The organism is Pseudopedobacter beijingensis (assembly GCF_042678145.1).
In the GTDB taxonomy this organism is placed as follows: Bacteria; Bacteroidota; Bacteroidia; order Sphingobacteriales; family Sphingobacteriaceae; genus Pseudopedobacter; species Pseudopedobacter beijingensis.
In genome coordinates this window covers 13,289-38,168 of sequence record NZ_JBHUDG010000043.1, presented here as the reverse complement: position 1 = coordinate 38,168, position 24,880 = coordinate 13,289, and the positions used below count along the sequence as shown (strand labels likewise).

The 24,880-nt window shown below is 37.7% G+C and carries 13 protein-coding genes; 8 read left to right on the top strand and 5 right to left on the bottom strand.

All coding sequences use genetic code 11. The features are described 5' to 3' along the window. Positions 1–44 precede the first annotated feature (44 nt). Together ACFSAH_RS15100 and ACFSAH_RS15095 are read right to left on the bottom strand one after the other, a co-directional pair. Positions 45–1,883 carry a DNA topoisomerase 3 gene (locus ACFSAH_RS15100; protein ID WP_379663571.1) on the bottom strand — a complete coding sequence of 613 codons (1,839 nt, stop codon included), beginning with the start codon at positions 1,881–1,883 and terminating at the stop codon, positions 45–47. A 105-nt stretch (positions 1,884–1,988) separates the two neighbouring features. Beyond that, positions 1,989–2,456, bottom strand: a complete 468-nt coding sequence (locus ACFSAH_RS15095; protein ID WP_379663570.1) for a hypothetical protein — start codon at positions 2,454–2,456, stop codon at positions 1,989–1,991. Between the two features lie 218 nt (positions 2,457–2,674). On the opposite strand from ACFSAH_RS15095, the gene ACFSAH_RS15090 reads away from it, so the two are divergent. After that, positions 2,675–3,670 carry a glycoside hydrolase family 18 protein gene (locus tag ACFSAH_RS15090; RefSeq protein WP_379663569.1) on the top strand — a complete coding sequence of 332 codons (996 nt, stop codon included), beginning with the start codon at positions 2,675–2,677 and terminating at the stop codon, positions 3,668–3,670. A gap of 26 nt (positions 3,671–3,696) precedes the next feature. On the opposite strand, the gene ACFSAH_RS15085 is transcribed toward ACFSAH_RS15090, so the two are convergent. From ACFSAH_RS15085 to ACFSAH_RS15075, 3 genes are all read right to left on the bottom strand, one after another. Further along, positions 3,697–4,554, bottom strand: a complete 858-nt coding sequence (locus tag ACFSAH_RS15085) for a leucine-rich repeat domain-containing protein (RefSeq protein ID WP_379663568.1) — start codon at positions 4,552–4,554, stop codon at positions 3,697–3,699. 61 nt (positions 4,555–4,615) lie between these two features. Continuing rightward, on the bottom strand, positions 4,616–4,858 hold the full coding sequence (locus ACFSAH_RS15080) for a helix-turn-helix domain-containing protein (protein ID WP_379663567.1): 243 nt from the start codon (positions 4,856–4,858) through the stop codon (positions 4,616–4,618). 21 nt (positions 4,859–4,879) lie between these two features. Then, positions 4,880–9,004 carry a hybrid sensor histidine kinase/response regulator transcription factor gene (locus ACFSAH_RS15075; protein ID WP_379663566.1) on the bottom strand — a complete coding sequence of 1,375 codons (4,125 nt, stop codon included), beginning with the start codon at positions 9,002–9,004 and terminating at the stop codon, positions 4,880–4,882. 197 nt (positions 9,005–9,201) lie between these two features. Here ACFSAH_RS15075 and ACFSAH_RS15070 point away from each other — a divergent pair, with 197 nt between their 5' ends. From ACFSAH_RS15070 to ACFSAH_RS15040, 7 genes are all read left to right on the top strand, one after another. Then, the gene (locus ACFSAH_RS15070) at positions 9,202–12,345 is read left to right on the top strand and encodes a SusC/RagA family TonB-linked outer membrane protein (RefSeq protein WP_379663565.1); all 3,144 of its coding nucleotides are present in this window, start codon (positions 9,202–9,204) and stop codon (positions 12,343–12,345) included. A gap of 26 nt (positions 12,346–12,371) precedes the next feature. Next, complete coding sequence (locus ACFSAH_RS15065) at positions 12,372–14,270, top strand: RagB/SusD family nutrient uptake outer membrane protein (RefSeq protein ID WP_379663564.1); 1,899 nt, start codon at positions 12,372–12,374, stop codon at positions 14,268–14,270. A 13-nt stretch (positions 14,271–14,283) separates the two neighbouring features. Next, on the top strand, positions 14,284–15,213 hold the full coding sequence (locus ACFSAH_RS15060; RefSeq protein ID WP_379663563.1) for a DUF5017 domain-containing protein: 930 nt from the start codon (positions 14,284–14,286) through the stop codon (positions 15,211–15,213). Positions 15,214–15,325: 112 nt separating this feature from the next. Next, complete coding sequence (locus tag ACFSAH_RS15055; RefSeq protein ID WP_379663562.1) at positions 15,326–17,323, top strand: polysaccharide lyase family 8 super-sandwich domain-containing protein; 1,998 nt, start codon at positions 15,326–15,328, stop codon at positions 17,321–17,323. Positions 17,324–17,361: 38 nt separating this feature from the next. Further along, on the top strand, positions 17,362–18,558 hold the full coding sequence (locus ACFSAH_RS15050; RefSeq protein ID WP_379663561.1) for a glycoside hydrolase family 88 protein: 1,197 nt from the start codon (positions 17,362–17,364) through the stop codon (positions 18,556–18,558). Between the two features lie 203 nt (positions 18,559–18,761). Continuing rightward, on the top strand, positions 18,762–20,354 hold the full coding sequence (locus tag ACFSAH_RS15045) for a hypothetical protein (protein WP_379663560.1): 1,593 nt from the start codon (positions 18,762–18,764) through the stop codon (positions 20,352–20,354). Between the two features lie 136 nt (positions 20,355–20,490). Beyond that, positions 20,491–24,789: a polysaccharide lyase family 8 super-sandwich domain-containing protein gene (locus ACFSAH_RS15040; protein WP_379663559.1), complete on the top strand. Its 4,299-nt coding sequence runs from the start codon at positions 20,491–20,493 to the stop codon at positions 24,787–24,789. Positions 24,790–24,880 lie beyond the last annotated feature (91 nt).

Here is a 24,880-nt window from a genome sequence, read left to right as displayed (position 1 = left end):
TATGAATTTTTCTTAACGCAATAAATTCTTGCTGCATTTTTGTCTTATCCTGTAACCAGCATTTTTTCTAGCCCTGCTCCTGCTACCAATAGCTCCTGAGTAATATTTCTGGTATAATCTATAATCTCGTTCTTAAAATCAAGGACTGATGCCCCTCCTCTGATTTCCTCCAACCTTTTTTCCCATTGCCCGGTTAGCTCTGCCTGTGCAATTTTCTTTTCTTTCACCACATCATAAATGGCTAAACCTTTAGAGCTGGGAATCAGGTTTTTCTTTTCTCTGGTGATGTATTCTCTGGTAATTAAGGTTTCTATAATAGACGCTCTCGTAGCCGGAGTTCCCAATCCGCTATCTTTCATCGCGTAGCGCAACTCTTCATCTTCTATTTCCTTTCCGCAGGTTTCCAGTGCTTTCAACAAAGTTGCTTCGGTATATTGGGGCTTTGGCTTGGTTTGTTTTTCTACTACTGCCTTTTTGGTTACGGGCAAGTTTTCGCCCTTATCTACTTTTGGCAGGGTCGCATTTTCGGAGGCATCTTTTTTCTCATCATCCGGATCATTGAAAACTGAGCGCCAGCCTGCTGTTTTTATAACTGTTCCGTTGGCCACAAAATCGCTACCTGATTCTATGGAAATTTTCGTTGTTTCTTTTATACAATCCTGGTGGAAGGCTTCCAGCATTCGTCCCACAACCATATCATAAATGGCTTGTTTATCTTCAGGCAGGTATCCCGGATCTATTCCCGTTGGCAGAACAGCGTGGTGATCTGTTACTTTTTTTGCATTTACACTGCGCTTATTCAGCTTGTTCTCCAATAAAAACTCTGCCGATTTACCGAAAAAATTATGGCTTTTGTATTTGGCTATTAAGTCGGGGACAGTAGCAAAGATATCATCTCCAATATATCTGCTACCAGTTCTTGGATAAGTCACTAGCTTACTTTCGTACAAATTCTGCAAAATACCTAAAGTCTGGTCTGCTGTATAGCCTTTCTTTTTATTGGCTTCCTGTTGTAAAGAGCTTAAATCATGTAATAACGGGGGCGGTTCTTTTTTCGCCTTTCCTTCTACATTTTTGATGTGTCCGCCTGTGGGGTTTCCAGATTCAACATCTAAAACTTTAGCTAAAACAGCTTCGGCTTCTTCTTTGGTATCGAAGTTTTTTGTTGATATGGCTTTAAAAAACTGCTCTCCTTTACTTAGTTGAATAGCTACCTGATAATAAATTTTGGGAACGAAGTTTTTAATCTCCAGATAGCGGGCACAAATCATTGCCAATGTGGGCGTTTGCACTCTTCCTAAAGAAAGAACAGCTTTATTGCCTGCAGAGATACTTAGTGCTTGTGTAGCGTTCATACCAACCAGCCAATCTGACTGTGACCGGGCATGTGCCGAGTTAAACAAGGTATCGTATTCTGTGCCTGGCTTCAGGTTTCTGAAACCATCTTTTATAGCCTCATCTGTTTGCGATGAAATCCAGAGCCTGCGAAATGGCTTTTTACATTTTAGATAATAATAGATATATCTAAAAATCAACTCTCCTTCTCGCCCGGCATCCGTTGCTACTATAATTTCATCACATTCATCAAACAAGCGTTTTATGGTATCTAATTGTTTTTTTACTGCGGGGTCTTCTACCAACCCATCTTTGGTCTTTATTTTTCGGATAGAGAGTTTAAACTTCTGCGGCAGCATAGGTAAATTCTCTTTCCGCCAGCCGTAAAACCCGTATTCCTGAGGGGGAGCCAGCTGCAAAAGGTGCCCAAAAGCCCATGTAAAAGTATATCCTTTGCCTTCAATATAGCCGTCTTTTCTGGTGGTTGCTCCAAAAACTTTTGCTAATTCTCTTCCTACTGATGGTTTCTCGGCTATAACTACTTTCATGCTTATTCTACAATCCTTGAATCCTCAAAAATCGGGAATATTATTTAGGATAAAAATTAGAGTTATAAACATAAGCATCAAAAAAAGGGCCGAAAGGCCCTTTCCCTATCTACCACTCAAGGAATAATGCCGATGATTACTACTCCCCTTGTACTTTTTATGATCTGAATGCTTCTCTCTTTCATCCCTCCGATAATCTTTAAGGTTCGGTTGACCTTTATAACCTTTGTATTTATCGTAGTGGCTTGCATAATAATTATGATTAACCCAAGGTCTTTCCTTATTCACCACAACTTTGTATCCATTGTATAAATTATAATGACGATATTTTTTTGGAAGATTTCCAACTGTTAACCATTTTTTACCATTATAATATGTATATTTTTTACTGTTGACATGATAATAAGCGTTAATGTCGGGCAAATAGTAGTACTCAACATACCTATATCCGACTGGTCCCCACAAAGGTTGAGTCCCAATATTGACGTTAACATTTAGTTTAACCTGTGCGTCTGCGGTTTTAAACGTAAAAACACTTGCTATTAAAACAGACATAAAAAATAACCTCTTCATAACCTTTCAATTTAAGTTTGTTTTAGGATAAGACCTTTCTAAAACAAATTGGTTTAAACAACCACCTCGTATTAATTGTAACAAAATGATGTATTATCTTTCAAAAACAGAATATCAAATTCATCCCTCTCTAACGTAATACAACATTAATTATTTTTATATTTAACTAACAATCACGCTGTTTAACAATGTAAGACTCTTTCAACGACATTGGATTTATGAGAAAAAAAACATTAAACACTTTATTATTAATCCTCTTAAGCTTTATTATTAAGGTTAACGCAGGTGAAAGGAAAATTATTGCCTACGTAACCTCGTGGAGCAACGTGAAACCAGATCCTTTTTTAATGCCCCATATCAATTATGCTTTTGGACATGTTAGTAAAAACTTCAATAGCGTAAGAATAGATAATGAAACCCGGCTTAAAGAAATTGTTTCGTTGAAAAAGATAAATCCTAAACTTAAAGTTCTTCTTTCAATTGGTGGATGGGGAAGCGGTAATTTTAGTGAAATGGCTGCAAATCCCACCCTCAGATTAAGCTTTGCCCGTGACTGTGCATCAAAAGTAAAAGAATTTGGATTAGATGGTATTGACATTGATTGGGAATATCCGACTTCTAAAGAAGCCGGGATATCAAGCTCTCTGGACGACACCGGGAATTTTACACTCCTAATGAAAGATATTAGAAATGCCATAGGAAAAAAGAAGCTCCTCACTTTAGCAACAGCTGCCGAGCCTAAGTATATAAATCTCAAATCCATCAATCCTTTTATAAATTTTGTAAATATTATGACTTACGATATGGCCTCTCCTCCTTTTCATCATGCAGGCCTATATAAATCAAATTTCACCCAAAATCTCTCTGTTGAAGAGTCAATAATCAAACATTTTAATGCTGGCATCCCCTATCATAAATTAGTTATGGGTATTCCTTTTTATGGCAGAGGAACAAAAGAAGTGGGAGATTTTATAGATTATCGCAACATAGTTAACTTAAAAGACTATAAAAGGAAATGGGACAATACATCAAAAGCACCTTATCTGGTAGATACTGACAATAAGTTTGTTTGTACTTATGAAGACAAAGAATCAATAAAGCTTAAATGCGACCTTATCAAAAAAATGGGCCTTCTTGGTGGTATGTATTGGGATTATGCAGGCGACACGGATAATCAAGATCTGGCTAAAGCAGTATATAATAGCCTTTTATAGATTTATATACTGCTCCGTTCAAAAAACTAAGGACAAGCTACAGAACCTTTCCCCTCCACGTCTAAACTCCAGCCTTTGTTTTTAGCAATATTGGGATTGCTTCCAACCACACCTTTATTTTGTGTAATAAGCAGATTTTTTCTATCTGCCTTTTCTTCCAAAGGCCTTGCTGGCAAATTATCGAATATACGATTAAGATCACATGCAGAAAACTTACAATATGTTATATCCAAAGTTTTCAACTCAGTAAAAGGCTTGACATTTAGTTTTTTTATTTTATTCCCACTAATGGATAGATTTCTTAAAGCTTTATGTTGGCTCAAATCAATATCTTTCATGTTATTGTCTGACACATTCAGATATTGCAGTGCTGTATTTTTAGATATATCTATATCCGATAAATAGTTATAGGCACAATTTAAAGAAACCAATTTTTTGTTCTGATTAACATTTAAGTTTTTTAATCTGTTGGCACTCACATTAATTGTTCTCAAAGATTTATTGTTTGAGAGATCGACTAACTTAATATAATTTTTTGTGCATTCGAAAGTTGTGAGACTATTTGCATTTTGCACATCAATTTCTGTGATAAACTGGTCATTACAGGAGAATAACCTTATCCCACTTCCATAGATTTTGATTCGCACATTTCTTTTTACCGTTTCACTGATATTGGTGGCATCTGCTATTTTTGAGGCTTCGTTAACTTTATATGGCTGTAGCTTACCATCTCCCCAGTCTATGTTCACTGTTCCTGCATTAACCAAAGAAAGCCTGAAAGACAATAATCCTTTTGTATTTCTTACAAATTCTATTTCGGGGTTTTCTTGTGCAAAAACATTTAATTGTATTAATAAAAGCGCCAGTAGCAAGTATTTCTTCATTTCCTTGAAAAATAGTTTGTTCCGAATTTATATAAAAAAAAGAAGAATATCCGTTCTTGCGTCAAGCATTCTTCTTTACATTTTTTACGTGATGATTGATAAATTCTTTTGGAGACATACCATAACATTTGTAGAAAGCTTTGGTAAAATACGATGCTGAATTGAACCCTACATTAAAAGCTACCTCATTGATTCTACTATCAGATTCCAAAAGCAACAAACATGCTTTTTTCAAACGGTAATTTCTGAGATAATCTCCTGGAGAATAACACCCTAAAAAAACAAAGAAGGTTCCCGGACTCAACTTAACACCTTGGGAGCCTTTCTAATTTTCCTCAGAAGAAGAGTAGTCTGTTGGCGAAACGCCAAATTGCTTCTTAAACTCCTGACTAAAGTATTTCCTTTCATTAAATCCAGTAGCATAAGCTATTTCAGAAACAGGCATCTTTGTTTCTTTTAACAATTGGGCTGCCCGTTTTAATCTAATAGATTTAATATAATCATTGGCCCCCATTCCTGTCAGGGATTTTAATTTTTTGTTCAGGACGGGTTGACTCATGCCTATTTCTGAGGTTAACATGGGCACACTTAATTCAGAGCTTGAAAGGTATTTATCAACAAACGCAATAACTTTTTCTAAAAACAGCCTGTCTCTGTTATTCGCTGTCAGCTGATGGGTTTCTATAAAAACGTCTTTACTGTATTTTCGTCTTAATTTCTCTTTTGAGGTAAGAATATTCCTCATCGTTAATTCCAAAACCTTAATATCAAAAGGTTTGGTAACATAAGCGTCTGCACCTGTCTCCAGTCCATCTATTTGATGGATAGACGCCGCTCTGGCAGTCAGCAAAATCACAGGAATATGGCTTGTAGATTCTTCCGACTTAACCAAAGAGCACAACTCTAAGCCATCCATTTCTGGCATCATTACATCGCTTATTATTAGATCTGGAAGTTCTTTCTTTGCCAGTTCCCAACCAATTTTTCCATCTCCTGCTTGTAATACATTATACTTTCCCGCTAAAACAGACACTATCAATTGTCTGATTTCCTCATTATCTTCTACAATAAGTATAGTTTCCAGATTCCCTTCAACCAATTCTTTTTCCGGCAAAGTCTCTTTTTGTATCCCAGCGAGTATATGTTGGGTTAAAAAAGCTTCCGACTTAATTCCCTGGTTTTGGAGATCATTCCCCCCCACAAGATTTTTAGGAATAATAATTTCAAAACAGGTATCCATATTTTCATATCCATTTTTCTTAACGCCTATTTTCCCCCCATGCAGCAAAACAATACTTTTTGAAAAAGCAAGGCCTATTCCAGAACTATGGTTACGCGTGTTATCTGACTGATAAAAATTCTCAAAAATTTTCTGATGATCTTCTTCTGCTATTCCCTTTCCATTATCTGCTATATATATTGCGACCTCCTTATCTAAATTTACGACTCTAAAGGCAATTTGCCCGTTATCTTCTGTAAACTTAAACGCATTTGAAAGAATATTGAACAGCACCTTTTCCATTTTGGACCGGTCAAATGCTATTTCCAGCTCCTGACAATCAGAATCAAAATGATAATAAATTGCCCGAGACTCGGCTAAAGGTTTAAACACAAGAAATACTTCTTGGCAAAAATCGGACAGATTAGTTTTAGTTAATTCCAGCTTCATTTTACCTTCCTCTATCTTTCTGAAATCAAGGAGCTCTGTTACCAATTCCATCAAACGATCAGTATTCAGCTTAATGGTTCTCAGTTGTTTTTCCAGGTAGGAATCTTTGTAGTCTTTCTGCAAAAGTTGATCTAACGGACCAGTAATAAGCGTAAGTGGTGTTCGAATCTCGTGTGATATGTTTGTAAAGAAATTTAGCTTTAGCTGGTTTGTTTCCTGTTCTTTTCTAAACAGAGCATTAATTAGTAAATATCTAAAGAACAGGTAAAGCACTGCTATAAATAATATTGAATAGAGTAAATAAGCCCATCCACTTTGATAAAACGGTGGGGTAATAACTATTTTAAGCTCTTTAGGTACATTTTCTGTATATCCATCGTTGTTATACCCTTTTACCAATAAAGTATACTTTCCAGGTGGAACATTAATATAGCTTGCTTGTGGGATATTACTTTGATGCCATACCTGTTCAAAACCATCAAGTTTATATATATAACTATTTTTATTGGATTTTATGAAATTGAGCAAGGCAAAATCTACCTTAAATGTATTCTGTTTATAACTCAACTCTATATCGGGTAACAAACTAAGATCTTGCTCAAGAATTCCTGTTGAGTCTAAAATGGGAACTGGTTTATTAGATATTTCCAAACCAGTAAAATATACGGGGGCCCTATAAGTGTTTTCTTTTATATTATGAGGGATGACTCTTGTAAATCCATTATAGCCTCCAAAAAAAAGGTCTCCTGAATACGTACGGGTAACTGCATTAACATTGAATGTATTGTTCAAAAGACCATCAGATGTATTGTAATTTTTGAAGTGCTGCGTCTTTGAACTAAAGGACGAGAGTCCGTTACTTGTACTAATCCATAGAATCCCCGTCTGGTCTTCAATCAAACCTACAACGTTATCATGAGGAAGTCCTTGCTCCTTGGTGTAGTTTGTTATTTTTTGATGTTTGGTATCATACTTTACCAATCCTTTATAATAGGTGCCTATCCAGATATTATGATGGCTGTCACTGGTAATAAAGTTAGCCCGAACCCTCAAATCAGACATTTTAGTTAAAGTGCTTATAGGTATAAGCGTTCGAGAGTTTGCTTTTAATAAATAGGCATTTTCATTAGTCCCCACCCAAATATCTCCATTATTAGCTTTATACAAAGCCTTAATCTGTATAGAAGCAGCCTCTTCAGGGATTTTAATATCAAAGTTATAGAAATTACTTTTCGATTCGTCAGAAATAAAAAGTCCTCTTTGGGTTCCTATCAATAGCCTTTTATTATCAAAATGAATTAATGAAGTTACTTGCAAACCAATCATTTCCTGCTCCTGTACACTGGAAAGTAGACGTTTAAATATACCTGTTCGCCTATCAAACCGGTTTATTCCTCCTCCATGAGTACCAATCCATAAAACATCTTCTCCTTCAGGAAGTAAAATCTTGATCAAATTGGAACCAATACTTGTTTCACGATAGGGATCGTGTTTATAACAAATAAAAGATTTTGATTTTCTATCGTAATAATTTAGCCCTCCGCCTTCTGTGGCAATCCAGAGATTATGTTTATCATCCTCCAGAATCGAACTTACTACATTATCACTTAAACTGGGCTCGTTTTCCTTATGCTGAAAATTCTTAAAAAAGGTAGTTGACGGATGATGAACGTTAACTCCTCCAAAATAAGTTCCTACCCAAGTGGAACCACTTCTGTCTTTATACATGCTATGAATGGAATTCTGACTTAACCCATTCCTGGTTTCCATATTTTGATTCAGATTATAAAATTTAAGCTGATCAGGATCCATAACGCTGAGGCCTTCTAAAGTCCCAATCCAGATATACCCCATATCGTCCATCAGCATTTTTCGGATATTATTGCTGATAATAGAATTGGGTTCCTCCGTTTTCTTAAATACAGTAAACTTCCCTGTTGATGGGTCAAATAGATTTAAACCCGATTGAGTTCCTACCCAGATTCGTTTTTTTCTATCTTCTATAATTGAAGTAACCGTATTATTACTAATACTGCCCTCTGTCCCCGAAACTATATATTTTTTTATACTGTTTTTCTCATATTGCCTTCCATTAAAAGCAATAGTCACGAGGCCGCTTGTAGTACCTACCCAAAGCGTTTTATCTTTGGTTTCATAAATACATCGAATACTCTTAAACCCATTTTCTCCTTCAGAGATATCTATCTTTTCAAAACTTTTGGTTTTAAAATCTATCAACCTGTTCAAACCATTATAGGTACCTATCCACACACTTCCTCTCGAATCCTGAAACAAGCAAGATACCGCACTACTGCTTAATGACTTTGGGTTGAAAGGATCTGCTTTAAATTCATCGAAATCATTTGTATTGGGTCGGTACAAATTAAGTCCGGCCGTTGTACCTATCCACAGGTTATGTTTATTATCTGAAAGTAAGGCCATGATTTCGTTACCTGATAAATCTCCTTTTTTACCATCGGCATAAAAGTTCTTAAAACGATAACCATCATATCTGTTCAAACCATACCGTGTCCCAATCCACATAAACCCCCTATTATCTTGCGTCACAGAAAGCACCGAAGCCTGAGAAAGCCCCTGTTCAACGTTAAAATGTTCAAAACTATTATCGGGTTTCTGAGCTTTTATAAAATCATGAAACAAGAGAAACAACAAAACGCAAAAAAGACCTTTGCTTTTAAAAAACCTTCTATCTCTTTTGGATAACTGCCCTTTTTCAACAAAAAAATGCTGTATTTTAAAAAATAGGTCTATTTTTTTCATTTTCTCCCCCCTCCTTCTATTATTTTCAACATAGTTTTGGTTTAGCCAAATATAAATATTGGCGATAAACACACACAAAAAAACATTATAAATCTTTAAACTAACCTGTTTCCATTATGAGAGAAAGCGGCATATGGCAGCATCTATTAAAGTTGCCTCCAATTATTCAGTCCAAAAACAGTATTGTCTTTGTATGCATGATACTACTCACAATTATTGTACAGACAGTACAGGCACAAACCGTAAAAATATCCGGTACCGTACGCGACCAAAGCGGCGTAACTATGCCCGGGGTAAATATAAGGGTAAAAGGGAGTACTGCTTCTGCTGTAACAGATGTTAACGGTAAATACGCCATTAATGCTTCACCTAAATCTGTTCTTCAGTTTTCTTATTTAGGCTTTGCCAACGAAGAAATCACTATAGGAGCCCTTACGGTAATTAATGTTACCATGAAAGATCAGCAAACTTCCTTGAGTGAGATTGTGGTAATAGGATACGGAACCTCTAAACGTGAGGATTTGACCGGCGCTGTGGGCTCTGTAAATATGAAAGAAATGGAACAGGCCCCCGTTAAATCTTTCGATCAGGCATTGGCTGGGCGTGTTGCAGGCGTTCAGGTATCTACAGATAGCGGTCAACCTGGCTCAACCGCAAATATTGTAATTCGCGGTGCGGGTTCTATATCACAGGACAACTCTCCTCTTTTTGTGATTGATGGCTTTCCTTCCGAAGATGCAGATGCTAACAGCATAAGTCCTTCAGATATAGAAAGTATAGATATTCTGAAAGACGCTTCGGCAACAGCTATCTATGGTGCCAGAGGTTCTAACGGTGTTGTATTAATAACAACTAAAAAGGGAAAACAGGGAAAACCACAAATTACTTACAATGGGTATTATGGGATGACAAAATCTCCTAACAAAATACCCGTAATGAACGGATACCAGTTTGTGAGTTATGTAAAGGAGCTTAACTCTATTTTCGCAGATTCTGTCTATCTAAAAAACACCTATACAGTAGAAGATTATAGAAATGCAGAAAGCATAGATATGCAGGATCATGTATTCCATAATGGCCAAAACCAAAACCATGATATTGCTTTAAGAGGCGGAAATGCAGAAACCACTTATTCACTATCTGCTAATATCAACGATCAAACCGGAATCGTTAAATTCAGCGGATTTAAGCGTTACCAATCCAGATTAGCTTTAGATCAAAAAGTGAATAAAAAGCTTAAAGCAGGAATAAACATCAATTATTCTTATACCGAGAATTATGGTACTCCTATCTCTGCTACTAACTTTTATGCGTCATCTGTACTAATGTATTCCGTATGGGGATACCGACCAGTTACCTCTCTCAGCGGAAAGGATGATAACAACAACTTACTGGAAGACTTTTACGATCCGGTTAACGAGATCACAGGAACCACTGCCCAAGATTACAGGGTAAACCCTTATATAAGTTTGTCAAACCAACTAACAAAGTATAAAAATACTTCTATGGTTACCAATGCTTACGCAGAGTATTCATTTACAGACAAATTAAAACTTCGCGTAGGAGGAGGTTTTACAAACAGAAGTACTGAGACTAATATTTTCAACAATTCTTATACCCAGGCAGGACAAACTAAAGTCCCTAATGCACAAGGACCTAACGCTACCTATGCTATAGCTCCTACATTCAGCTGGTTAAGCGACAATACAATCACCTATAAAACTACTTTTAACAAAAACCATCATTTAACTCTTTTAGGTGGGTTTTCTGCTCAAAAAAACACAAGTACTTTTCGTTATACTTATGCCAGTCAGATTTCTGACGAAAGTTTAGGCATAGAAGCCATAGACTTGTCTCCTACACAAAACACAAAAATCGTGTTTAGAGCTTCTTCCTGGACATTGGCTTCTGTCCTTAGCCGTATGAATTACAGCTATCAGGGGAAATATTTATTAACTGCTTCTTTTAGAGCAGATGGTTCTTCCAAATTTGCAGCAGGCAACAGATGGGGCTATTTTCCTTCCGCTTCTGCGGGATGGCGCTTCAGTCGTGAGAAGTTCATGAAAAATGTAAACTTTATATACGATGCCAAATTAAGAGTTGGATATGGGGCTTCAGGAAATAACCGCGTTGGAGACTTCGCATACCTTCCTCTATTGGATCTCAGCAATGTTAATTACTGGTATTCTATGAACGGACAACCAGGAGCAACAGGGGCAGTAGTTACTGCTGCAGGTAACAAAGACCTTAAATGGGAAACCAATGAACAAGGAAATATTGGTTTGGATCTGAGCTTTGTAAAAAACAGGATCTCTTTAACTATCGATGCTTATAAAAGAATTACAAAAGACCTGTTATTAAATGCAGAATTGCCTTATGCAAACGGAATCCAAAGCAGCACAGGCTTTAAAAATATAGGAAACCTGGAAAACAGAGGTTTAGAATTCACCGTAAATACCACCAACATACAAACAAAAAACTTCCGTTGGACAAGTAACTTCAATATCAGCTTCAATAAGAACAAAATTATTGACCTGAACGAAGGACAAAATATCTTATTAGCCGGATCGGGAACTTTTTTTAACACAACCTATACAAGTTTATCACCTTATATATCAGTAAAAGGTCGTTCTGTGGGAGAGATGTACGGGCTTATTTTTGATGGGGTCTATCAGTATGGTGATTTCGACAAAATGCCCGATGGATCTTACTTGCTAAAACCAAATATTACAACAAACGGAGCAACAAGAGCATCCATACAACCCGGAGACATTAAATACAAAGACCTTAATGGTGACATGACAGTTAATGCAGATGATTACACCATTATCGGTCGCGGACTTCCTATCCACACAGGTGGTTTTAGCAATAATTTCACTTATAAAAATTGGGATCTGGGTGTGTTCATGCAATGGTCTTACGGTAACAATATCATCAATGCAAACAGGTATGTATTTGAAGGAGGGATTGTTCTTAATCCAAGCCTAAATCAATATGCATCCTACGCAGATCGCTGGACACCAACCAATCCAAGCAATACTTTATTCAGAGCCGGAGGTATGGCTGCCGCTAACTACTCGTCAAGAGTAGTAGAAGACGGTTCTTATCTAAGACTAAAAACACTACAGTTAAGCTATACTTTTGAAGACAGATTATTAAAAACGTTAAAAATAAGCAAGCTGAAAGCAAATATTTCAGCACAAAACCTGTTAACATTTACTAATTACTCAGGATTGGACCCCGAGGCTTCTGCCAGACCTGGAAACCGAACCCCTGGATTTGATTATGGTACATATCCTCAGTCTAAAGCAATAACCTTTGGATTAAATGCCACATTTTAATCATTATTAATCTAATAAGCGAAGACATGAAAAATAAATTCATTATAACATTACTGCTTGCAGGGACAGTATTCTCTTCATGCGAAAAGTTTTTGGATACTAAACCTACTGATTCATATACTCCGGCAAATTATTATGAAACCGCCGATCAGCTACAAGTGGCTTTAAATGGAATTTATAGTAATATGATGTATGAAAGAATGTACGGACAGGTATTGAATTACAATTTCACAAGTACCACGGATGAAATGTTACCAAACAGACCTGTAAATGGTGAAGCCAGAGGTGTTTACTATTCTTCTTATTCTGCTGGCCACACCTATATCTCTGATGTTTGGAGATGGCCTTATTTGGGAATAAATAATGCCAACATGCTGTTGGAAAACATTAACAAACCCACTATGGACGAGAAGAAACGTGGTTATATTAAAGGACAGGCCCTGTTTTTAAGAGCATTCAATTATTTTATTTTAACCACCAACTTCGGAGAGGTTCCTCTCATTTTAAAAAGTCCGGGCATTGGCGAAGTAAACATTCCGGCGGCCTCTCAGGAACAAATATACCAACAAATGGAAGCAGACCTGAAAGAAGCAGAAATACTGCTACAAGACAGAACTGTAACGTCTGTAGGCTATAGTGATGTGGTAACCATTACCGCGGTACAGGCCATGCTTGCAAAAATTTACCTTTACTGGGCAGGCTTCCCTCTTAACAAAACAGAAAAATATAAAGATGTAGTTACTTACGCAAACAAAGTTATCAACTCAGGCATTCATCGCCTCAATCCCGATTATAGACAAATCTTTATTAACTTATGTCAGGACAAATACGATGTTCGTGAAATGATTCTCGAATGGGGATCCTTTGGCGCAGCAGCAGGGGTAACCAATAAAACAGGAAATGACATTGGTAATTTTATAGGAGTGACCTCTGGTTACAGAACCTTCGACCCAACCTCATATAATGCAGCCAGTTGGGTAAGCATTACAAAAAAACTTTTTGATAGTTATCAGGTAGACCCTAACAGCACTCTGGTTAATAAAGCATCTTACGACATTAGAAGAGACTGGAACTGTGCTGACTATTATTTTTCTACCAGTGATGTCAAAAGAGTTAAAGCAGCCAGAAACAATATATGGCAAATGTCTTGTGGTAAATTCAGAAGAGAATATTGTCCACAAGATTCCAGACTTAACGGTACCTACAATATCAACTGGCCTGTAATACGCTATTCAGATGTATTGTTAATGAAAGCCGAAGCATTGAACATGTTACCTGAATATACTACCCCTCCTCAGGAAGCATATGATGCCATTAATGAGGTCCGTAAAAGAGCTTATGGAACCATGTACGGGAATATTGTAAAAAGCATTACGGTTACTAATGGCGGGTCCGGATATTCATCTGCTACCCCCCCTGCAGTTACTATTTCAGGAGGTGGCGGCGCCGGAGCAACTGCTGTTGCCGTAGTAAACTCTTCTGGTAAAGTGACAGGTATTAAACTGGAGAATCGGGTAGATTTTGTTGCAGGAAGCTATTACACCTCTGCTCCTACCATAACTATAGCCTCACCGGCAAGCGGAACAACCGCTACTGCTACTGCAACCATAACTAATGGTTCCGAATATCTATTGAACCCGGCATTAAGCAAAACACAATTTTTTCAGGCTGTAAAAGACGAAAGAATGCGCGAGCTATGTTTTGAAGCCTCAAGAAAAGCAGATTTAATAAGATGGGGAAATTTTGTTGATGATATGTCTGCTTTTTCATCCTATGCTTTACAAAATGATATTACCAATTCTTCTACCGGAAACAACAATGGTTATTTGGGTATTCAGGGAATAACACAACGCCATGTCTTATTGCCAAAGCCAACCTACGAGCTTAACCTAAACAGAGAATTGAAACAAAACCCTGGTTACTAAAACATAACATGAAATGAAAAAAATATTCATTATATCGTTAATTAGCTGGTCATTATTTAGTGCTTGTCAAAAAGACGTTAAGCCAACCAGCCCAACAACAGACATTAAAATTAGTAATGCAAGATCTATAATTGGGGATACGCTAGTTTTCAAATTGGGAGATACCTGTAAATTTGAAATAACAGGGTATAGCGATAATATCACTTTCTGGAATGGAGCTGCCGGTAATCGCTATATCAACCATCAACGCAATCATCGCGAAAACCAGCCAGTAATGTCTTTTACGTCCACCGCAGCAAATAGCACCCAAACAAATACCCTACAGGTTTTAGCAACCACCAAGCTAAAATCCAGAGATTCTGTAACCGTAATCAATGCTCCCTGGACAGATATTACCAGTAGATTTGCTTTAGCCACTAGCGCAACAGCTGTCAACTCGGGTAGCGTGAACCTAACTGATTTAATGAGTAACGGGAACGATTCTTTACTAATTGCCTTTAAATACATGGGGAAAATGGGGTCTATTCAGCCAACCTGGACAATCAGCAATCTGGTTATATCAGGAGTAGCAACAGCAGAAGCTAATCAGACATTATTGAGTCTGGAAAACGATAGTCGGTATTGGACTGTATTTGCTAACGTGAGAACTCCTGCGAATGCTCGATGGGTTGCTTCAAACACTGCTTTAACTATTGTTGGAGGCGCTGCCACTCAACCAGATAATACCAGTTGGATTTTAAGCAAATCTATTTTTGTGAATGTAACATCACCTGATGTACCCACTGCAATTGTTAAAAATGTCACCTCGTCTCTGAATAATAACATCTACGTTCATAAATATGCACAAAAAGGCGTTTATAAAGCCTCATTTATATGCTTCGGAACAACTACAGGTGGTTCCAAATCAAAGATTATAGAATTCAACATAAAAGTGACTGACTAACAAAAAAAACATGAAGTTCCACAAAAAGAAATTTATCAATTGTTTGACATTAATGGTGTCAATGGTAATCCTCAGCTCTAAAGTATGGGCTGGGGAACCCTATAGCAAAATTATGAAGCGCATTGATAAAGACTTACAGGAAGGTGTAGACGATAAACAATTAGCCTCCAAAGTAAAAAGAGAGCTTCCCCGGATAAAACCTGATGGAAGCTGGTCTGATATAGATTATAGCAATGCAATGGCCAATCCATTAAGACGTATGGTTGACATGGCTATGGCTTATACCCGTACATCTAACGATTTATATAAAGATCAGGATGTTTATGGAGCGCTGATTCGTTCACTAGAAAACTGGTATATAAAAAACCCTGTAAACCCCAATTGGTGGTACAATGATATTTATTATCCACAAGCTTTAGGGAAAATCATGATCATCATGCGGGAGTCCAATAAACCTCTATCTGCAGAGTTGGAAGCCAAATTAATATCCAGAATGATGAGAAAGTTAAAAGCAGGAGACGGAGCCAATACTTCCGATCAGGCTTTGCATTATTTATTTAGGGCCTGTTTAACAGAAAAAAGAGAAGTACTGGACTCAGCAGCAACCTACCTTTATGAACCTATAGCTATAAATAATGATAAAACCGGTCTCCAGCTGGATGGAAGTTATTTCCAACATGGGAAGCAACAGGCCATAGCCAGCTACGGAAGAGTTTTTGTAGGTAACTCTATCGATGCAGCATACTATCTACATGGGACGGAATATGCTTTACCTGCCGAAAAATTAAAGATATTGGTAGACTTCTTAAACACCACCTTTCTTAAAACCATCAGAGGCAATGTCTACGACTTCAATGTAAGAGGGCGTGGGATCAGTAGAAAAGATTCCTTATATGGCCAAATTAGTCCATTAATTCAAAAATTAAAAATAATCGATCCTAAAAACAATCCCACCTGGGATTCGGCAATCAGAAGAATTACAGAAAAGAAACCAGGATCTTACAACATATCACCAGGTAACCAATATTATTGGAAAGCAGGATACGCTTTACACACCCGACCTGCTTACACATTTAGTGTACAATCAGCCTCAAACAGAACTTTAAGAACCGAAAGAGGCAATAACGAGAACGTTTTGGGCAAATTTTTGTCAGACGGAGCTACCAATATACAGGTAAGCGGAAAAGAATATCTCAACATCATGCCTGTGTGGGAATGGGATAAGATTCCCGGGGTTACTTCTCACGATTATCCTGATGATAGCGGCTCCCTCATTAAACAAGAATGGCGTGTACCCGGCAGTACTGATTTTGTGGGCGGAGTAAGCAACGGAATTTACGGACTTGCAACCATGGAAGTTAAACATGACAGTTTAAGCGCAAAAAAAGCATGGTTTCTTTTTGACAACGAAGTAGTATGTCTGGGAGCAGGTATAACATCTGCTTTAGGACTTCCCGTAACAACAACAATTAACCAGTGCTGGCTATCAGGTGGTGTCGAAACGGAAAACAACCAATCTGTAAAAAATAATGCTGACTCTTTTACTACAGACACAAAATGGGTATTACACGATGGAATAGCCTATCTGTTCCCGCAGCAAACAAACATTACTGTATCCACAGCTACACAATCCGGCAGTTGGCATAGAATAAACCAGCTTAATGGAGATAAAAAGCAACTGGAAGGACAGGTATTTAAGGCGTTCATAAACCATGGAACAAACCCTTCAAACACCTCTTATTCTTACATTATCAGGCCAGGCATCAAAAATAAAAACGAGCTAAAGACAATTAATATGGATGAAATCCAACTCTTAGCAAACTCCCCGGAAGTGCAGGCCACCTGGCATAAATCTTTAGACATCTTACAGGCTGTTTTCTATCAAAAAACATCGCTTGAACACAATCTGATTTCTATAGAAACCGATCAGCCATGTACATTAATGTTTACCGGTTTAAACACTAACCCAACATTATATATTTCGGCCCCCTTACACCAGGCAACCGAGATAAATATTACACTAAAGTATAAAGGAAACACAAAGTCTATTGTTTGTAAGATGCCTGCAAATGATTACAAGGGAGCTACAGTCACTATCCCTGTCAAATAAATAATAAAAGAATACATACAAAAAAGCTAAAAGAATAAATGAAACAAGCACTTTTAATATTAACCCTAACCCTTGGGCTTGGATCCCCACATGCCCAGGCACAGAAAGATTCGGACGAGATGTCCAAGCTTATTGACAATGAGTTTAAGTTTGCCGCCACACAATATAAACTATTGGCTAAAAACACACCCGAAAACCTTACCCCACAAAGTTGGAAAGCCGAATTGGGAAAAATAGATGCAAGAGATATTCAGTGGTGGTGTAGCGGCTTCTTTTCAGGAAGCTTATGGTACATTTATGAGCAAACCAAAGATACAGAAATACTTAAAGAAGCAGAAAAAGCACTAAAAACCATAGAGCCTAACCAAACTTATACAGACAACCACGATTTGGGTTTTATGATGTATTGCAGCTTTGGAAATGCCTATAGAATTACAGGAAAACCAGAGTATAAAGATATTATCTTCCGTTCAGCAGAATCTTTGGCTACCCGCTATCGTCCATCTATCAAATCTATCCAAAGCTGGAACAAAAATAAATATTTCAATTGCCCGGTTATTATAGACAACATGATGAATCTTGAGATGCTAACTTGGGTAAGTAATGAAGGTGGAGATCCCAAGTACAAAAAAATCTCTATAGAACATGCAAACACTACACTAAAAAATCATTTTCGTCCAGACTTCAGCTCCTATCACATTATAGATTATGATTTGGAAAAAAACACAATATTAAGAAAAGCTACCTGGCAAGGTGCTGCAGATTGTTCTGCCTGGTCAAGAGGACAGGCCTGGGCTCTTTACGGCTATACCATGATGTATAGGTTTACCAAAGACAAAAAATATCTGAAGCAGGCAGATGGTATTGCTAAATTTATTTTAAACCATCCCAACCTACCAGAGGATATGATTCCTTTTTGGGATTTTGATGCCCCTATGATCCCTTATGCAAAACGGGATGCTTCTGCCGGGGCCATTATAGCCTCTGCTTTATTGGAACTAAACAGATACACAAACTCAACAACTGACAAACAGAAATACCTTCATGCCGCAAAAACCATGATCAAATCTTTAGCAAGTGACAACTACAAATCTAAGGAAGGCGAAAATGGAGGTTTTTTATTAATGCATAGCACAGGGGCACTCGCCTTAAACAGCGAAATAGATGTTCCACTTATTTATGCAGACTACTATTATCTGGAAGCCTTGGCTCGTTATAAAAACTGGTTTTTATAACATTAAAAAAGATTCATAATTAAATAAGCTCAACAAGTACAGAGCAAAAACAATTTTAAGAAAAGTACTCATCGGGAGGAGCGTTTCAAAACTGAACAAGCTGTATATCAGCAAGGTTCAATACTAAAAACCTCCTCTCCGGGTTCTTTTTGCCCTAAATAAACCATTATAAACAATCAATTTTTCAAACCTTAAAACAAATCATGATGAAAAAACAACTACAAACCCTGTTTTTATGCCTGGCATTTACGGCTGCAAATGCCCAGGGAAACTGGAATGGTCAGACGTCAAAATGGTCTTACGATTTTACCGGTAACCGTCATACCAGTTACCAGTCTTCTTTTGTTATACAGAAAGCAAGTGGTGCAGGCTCCTTCTTTACAGCAGAAGGTACACCAATAGATTTAGGTACAGCAACACCTTATTCAACCGCGGCCGCAACGGGCTGGTTTCCCGCACCAGCCGGAACCTCTTCTTATTTACAAATAAGAACAGCTACAGGAGCACAGTCAAAATACAGTCTCATTAAAAACGGAGGTGCAATCGAGTCTTTTAAAATGGCTGCTACCAATGGTATAAATAAGTTCATTATACGCGATATAGATGGTAGTAAAGCCAAAGCTGCAACCAAATTTTCCTTTAAACTAAAAACCCATTATAAAGATGGTAGCGGAAATAGTGTAATCCCCGGATATGATCGCTTCTATGATATAGTAATTGGTAATAATACCGGAACCGGAGTTTCAGGAAATGGCTCGTGGTTTAGAGGAGGAGAAGGAATAAATACCGATGTTACTTCCGTAAGTAAAGAATCTATTTTCACGTCTTTCCGTCTTCAATACAAACCCAATAACGCCGCTATGCTTTTCTATCATAGAAAAGTAACCAAAAAAGGAACGGAAAATGGGAGCGGGACCGCCTCGTTTCACTCCATAACCGCAATTACTATCAATGCAGATGATTCTGAAAATTTGTTTGATATTTATTGTAACAACACAGCAACCAATCAGTATTATGTGATAAACACCAATATTTATGTTGTTTTGCCACAAACCTCTCATCTTTTCATAAATGGAGCAAAAATAGGAGAATACGATATTGCGGAGACGGGTGAGTCACCAATAACACCCGGACTATCGTTAAATTCAATAGCAGTGTTCAGTACGGGTAATGGTACCGGTACCGGAATAGCGGAACTGGACATGGCAGCTATAGAGCTTAGTAATATTAATCTGGATTATATCAGCACAACTTCATCTACCCTTCCTGTTTCCTTGGTTTCTTTTACAGGAAAGTATACTAACAACACAGTGCAGCTTAGGTGGACAACCGCATCCGAAAAGGGCAATTCTCATTTCGAGATTCAACGATCCGATAACAAAACATCTTTCCAGAACATTCTTAAAGTAGAAGGAAATGGGAACTCTACAACACGCATTGACTATAGCGCTTCTGATAACTCGCCTTTACCAGGAACAAACTATTACAGGCTTAAGCAGGTAGATTTTGACGGGAAAGAAAGTTTTTCCGACATCATTGCCATAAATACAACACTAAACCCTGAAAGTGACTTAAAAATAATCAACCAGAAAGGACTATTGAATGCTTCGTTTTATAACAATAATAAAAACACAGAAGTTGAGGTAATAGTAACAGACATCAAAGGAAGCAAAATATTGAATAAAAAAATTCAGGTTTCCTATGGCTTAAATCAGATTTCTATTCAATTACCACAGTTGTCTTCAGGAGTATATGTACTGGCAATAGGAACATTAAGAACAAAATTCCTAAACTAAAGCTCATAAACCAACCTAAAAGAGATATCCTGGAATTAAAAAACATGTGGTCTATATTCCAGGATATCTTCATACTATAAACCTGCCTGACAGCTGTCAAATCAAATGTATTGCACAGGCTAAACACCCTTTTTCTATGAGACCTACTACAATACTTACCTTTCTTTTAATCTGTTTACATCTGGTTTCTTATGCACAACAACGTTATGTAAACTTTAATGGTGCTATACCATCAAATTGGAGCACCAACAGTACCACTCCATTATCTCTCAATAATGAACATTATAAAGATGGAACGCAATCCCTTCAATGGACTGCCGCAAAAGGAGACCTGTTAAAAGCCATAAACCTTGCAATACCACAGACAGAAGTAGCCAGTACAAGTACAGGTTCTGCTCAAATCTTTATTTATAGTACAGAAGTTTCGCAAGATACTTTACTATTCCAATTTTTTGATAATGATGGCACCAAACGCAGAGAAGGCAGAATGTTATTAAATTTTAAAGGCTGGCGAGAATACCACAGAAGCTACTATTATGATTACAATAATGGTAATACTCTTACTCCCTTCCCTTTAAACCAATGCATAATAACCTACAAACCTCAAAGCGCAGGAAGCATCCGCCCTATATACCTTGATGCGGTAAAATTTATTGGAGATTCTGAAATAAGAACACCCGGTCCTCACATGACTTTAGATTACCATCATTTCAAAAAAAATGTAGTAAACTCACAATATCCAAACGCTTTTGAAAGCTGGAAAAATACCCCCGACATTTCTATTACTCCACCCAATGAAGATGAGTTTACCGGATTACAAATTACTCGCAGCCGATTCCAGACTCCAGTCGGAACAGTATCATCAGCTAACCTTAAAACAGCAAAAGATTATGTGACTTATTCTGCAATATTAAGAAACCCCGACAACAGCCTTAGAGGCAGAGGTCTTCTAAATCTTCATGACCCCGACACCTTAGCATTAATGTCTACCTATTGTGGTTACCTGGCCAAAGCATATATCAATAACAACGATAATGACGCTGGCAATAAATTGTTGCTTTTTACAGAATATCTTATTGACCAGGGACTTGCCGAGGGAGGACGAAATACATTGAGAACCAACTACTATAACGCGGCCAGAGACTTTCCTTTAGGCTTTATAGATGCTTTAAAAACCGGAATCTACCCTCAAAATCTCAGAAATGAAGTTATTAAAATGTTAAAGTGGTCTCATCAATTCAATATCATTTACGAAACAGATTTCCTGGCAGGTTATAATGTAGATTTTCTAAATCTTAAATCGAAAACATTATTTGATATAGCTTTGCTACAACCCGATGAGGCAGCAGTAAGAGATATCAAGTGTATAAAACGTTTTATGGAACGCAACACCATCCCCGCTCTTGGTGCCCGTGATGGAATGAAACCCGATGGAGTAGGATACCATCATCAGTCCCATCACGTTAGTTATATGACCGCTTGGGGAGTTTGGATAGATTTGGTACAAAAATTAACAGGAACCGTTTTTAGAATCAATCAGACCGCATACAACAATATGTCTCTGGGAATAAAATCTTTATTCTTAGCCACATCAAAAGGAACTGTTTTTTCTCAGGCAGAATCAGGCCGAACACCTTTTCAGAGCTCTGTCCCCGTCAGTTTAACGAATTTCAGAAAGTTGGTAGAAATAGGAGGAGATATCAAAGGAACATCTGCAGACCCCAATATGGCCGCCTTTTACAACTACATCACAGGGACAAATACCTTTTCGGTTACAGAGACCTCTTTTGATGGCTTTTACAGTTTTAATTATGGTGCAATGGCTGTACATCGTAAAAAAAACTGGACCGCCGTAATACGAGGATTTACTAACAAGATTTTTGGATCAGAAATCTATGTAGAAGACAATCGCTGGGGAAGATACCAAAGTTACGGCTCTCTGGAGTTTCTGTATAGTGGAAGCTTAGCTGCAAGCGGGTATATTAATCTCGGTAATGGATGGGACTGGAATGTAATGCCCGGTACCACTACCGTACATTTCCCAGATTTTACAGGACTGCGCCCCTCACAAGCCACCGCTACAGAGTTTCAGACAGGAACGTTTGCCGGAGGACTTTCTTTAGGTGATAACGGTGTGTTTGGAATGGATTTTTCACAAAATGCTCAATCAAATTATACAACCAGTAATCTTAAATTTAAAAAATCTGTTTTTGCATTTGATGATTTTCTGGTTTGTCTGGGCAGTAATATTTCTACAAGTAATAGTCTCGGTAATGTGGCAACTAACCTTTTTCAGGCCATTACCACCAATAGCAATCCGGCCATATACATTAACTCTGTCACGCCTTTTACCGGAACCTACAATAGTTCGTTATCAACAGAAGCGTCAGGTATATGGATTTTAAATTCACAGAAAACAGGATATTACATTCCTAAAGGCAACGGAGGAGTTTCCATATACAGAGGTTCACAATCTACACCTGTAGAGTCAAGCAATGAGGTTAACCAAACAGCAAGTGCCAACGCCAGCAAAGCCTGGATTAACCATGGCACACAACCTAACAATGGAAACTACCAATTTGTTGCGGTACCAGATATAACGCCTTCAAATATGCAAAATATGGTTTCCAAATTTGAAGATGGTTCACTCTATAAAGTATTGATGCAAACAGATGCCGTTCATGCTGTTAGCTATCTGCCGAAAAAATTAACCGCTTATGTTTTTTTCAAAGCACAAACAGATGTCAACATTGGCTTTGTAAAAAGTATCTCCAATAAAGCATTGGTTGGAATAAGGCAGGGCTTAAACACAACCACCCATACAGACTCTCTCATTGTCACCATCAACTGTCCCGACCTAAACACACAAGACAAATCTTCTTTTGATTATTATTGGCTTGCCAGACCTACAACAGTTACATTAACACTAAACGGAGACTGGTCTATTGCAGAAAATCCTTCTCTGGCAAGTATAGATACACAAAACGGACTTGTAACAGCAACATTTGTTCTTGAAAACGGTTTTTCCCAAACTATTAAGCTTACCAGATTGGCAACCTCGGATAGTCCGGGAGAATGGGTAGGGCAAAGCAATGATTTTAACTACGACCTGGGAACGCAGACAGGAACACAAGGAAACTCATTAACAACACCGGGATACTCCATATCTCATAGCGCCAGTCCGGGATTTTTACCTTATCCTACCCAGGGTTATGCCAGAACAGGAATAGGTTCGTCCGGCAACGCCAGATTTGACCTTTTAAATACAGAAACACCTGCTGCTTTAAAAATGACAGCTTCAAGCGCCGGTGCAGTGGGTAAATTCTCCTTGTACGAAACCGAATCTTCACCCGTTACAGCTTTATTTTTCAAGATGTCTTTTAACAATTCACCCAATAATGGTGTATGGACACTTGCCATAGGAAACCACGCAGGTGGATCCACTTTATTTAACAACGGCACAGGTATTTTAACCGCTATACAAGAAGAATTATTTACTTCCTTAAACTGGACTATTGGATCTGGAAATACCATTTCATTGGCTAACAGAACAAAATCAGGATCAACAATTACCAACACTGCCATTCCTAATGCATCCTTTGTTAAAGGCGGAACATACCAGGTAGAACTATATTGTAATAATTCAGCAAATACACAAAAATATATTCGTAACACCCAAGAATACTCCTCCCCCACCAGATCTTTTGACATTTGGGTTGATGGAATTCGTCTAGGTAACTTTGCTTCCGCTGAATTAACATCAGATAAGCCCCTGAATGCTTTATTGTTCACCGGAAACAACAATAGTTTACCAATAGGTAATTCTGCAGAATTAACGTTAAGCAATATAGCCCTTCGCTATATAAAGCCAGATGTACTTCCTCTGCAGGTTACCTCTTTCACTGCCAGAAAACACGAAGAAGCTGTAATGCTGAACTGGAAAACAGTAGCCGAGAAAAATGTAGATTTCTTTAGGATATACAGAAGTACAGATACTCAAAAATATTTGACAATAGGCATTCCTACTGCCAAAGGAAATACCAATGAAGAAACTATCTACTCATTCATAGATAATAATCTGCCAAACTATTTCAGCAATATCTATTACAAGATAGAAGCCGTTGATAAAGATGGGACTGTAAGTTATTCCAGTAATATCATAGCCATTAACTTTCCTGATATCGAAAAAGGAGTAAAACTATTCCCCAACCCTGCTTCCGAAAAAATAGAGTTGACCTTAAGTTCTACAAATACTGAACAGGCACAAATAACCATTAACGGGATTGACGGAAAACTATACCACTCCACATCATATATGTTAGCACCGGGAGTCAACACCTTCTTACTCAATATCTCAAATTTACCTGCCGGCACTTATCTGGTTAATATAAATAGTCCTTCAACAAAAGTCAAACACCTGTTTATAAAAATCTAACAGGTTCTTATAGATAAATAAGGAGGGATCCAAAATCCCGAACCACCACATTTTGTCACCAACGACAGGGGGAAGGGGTTGTATCAAAAGG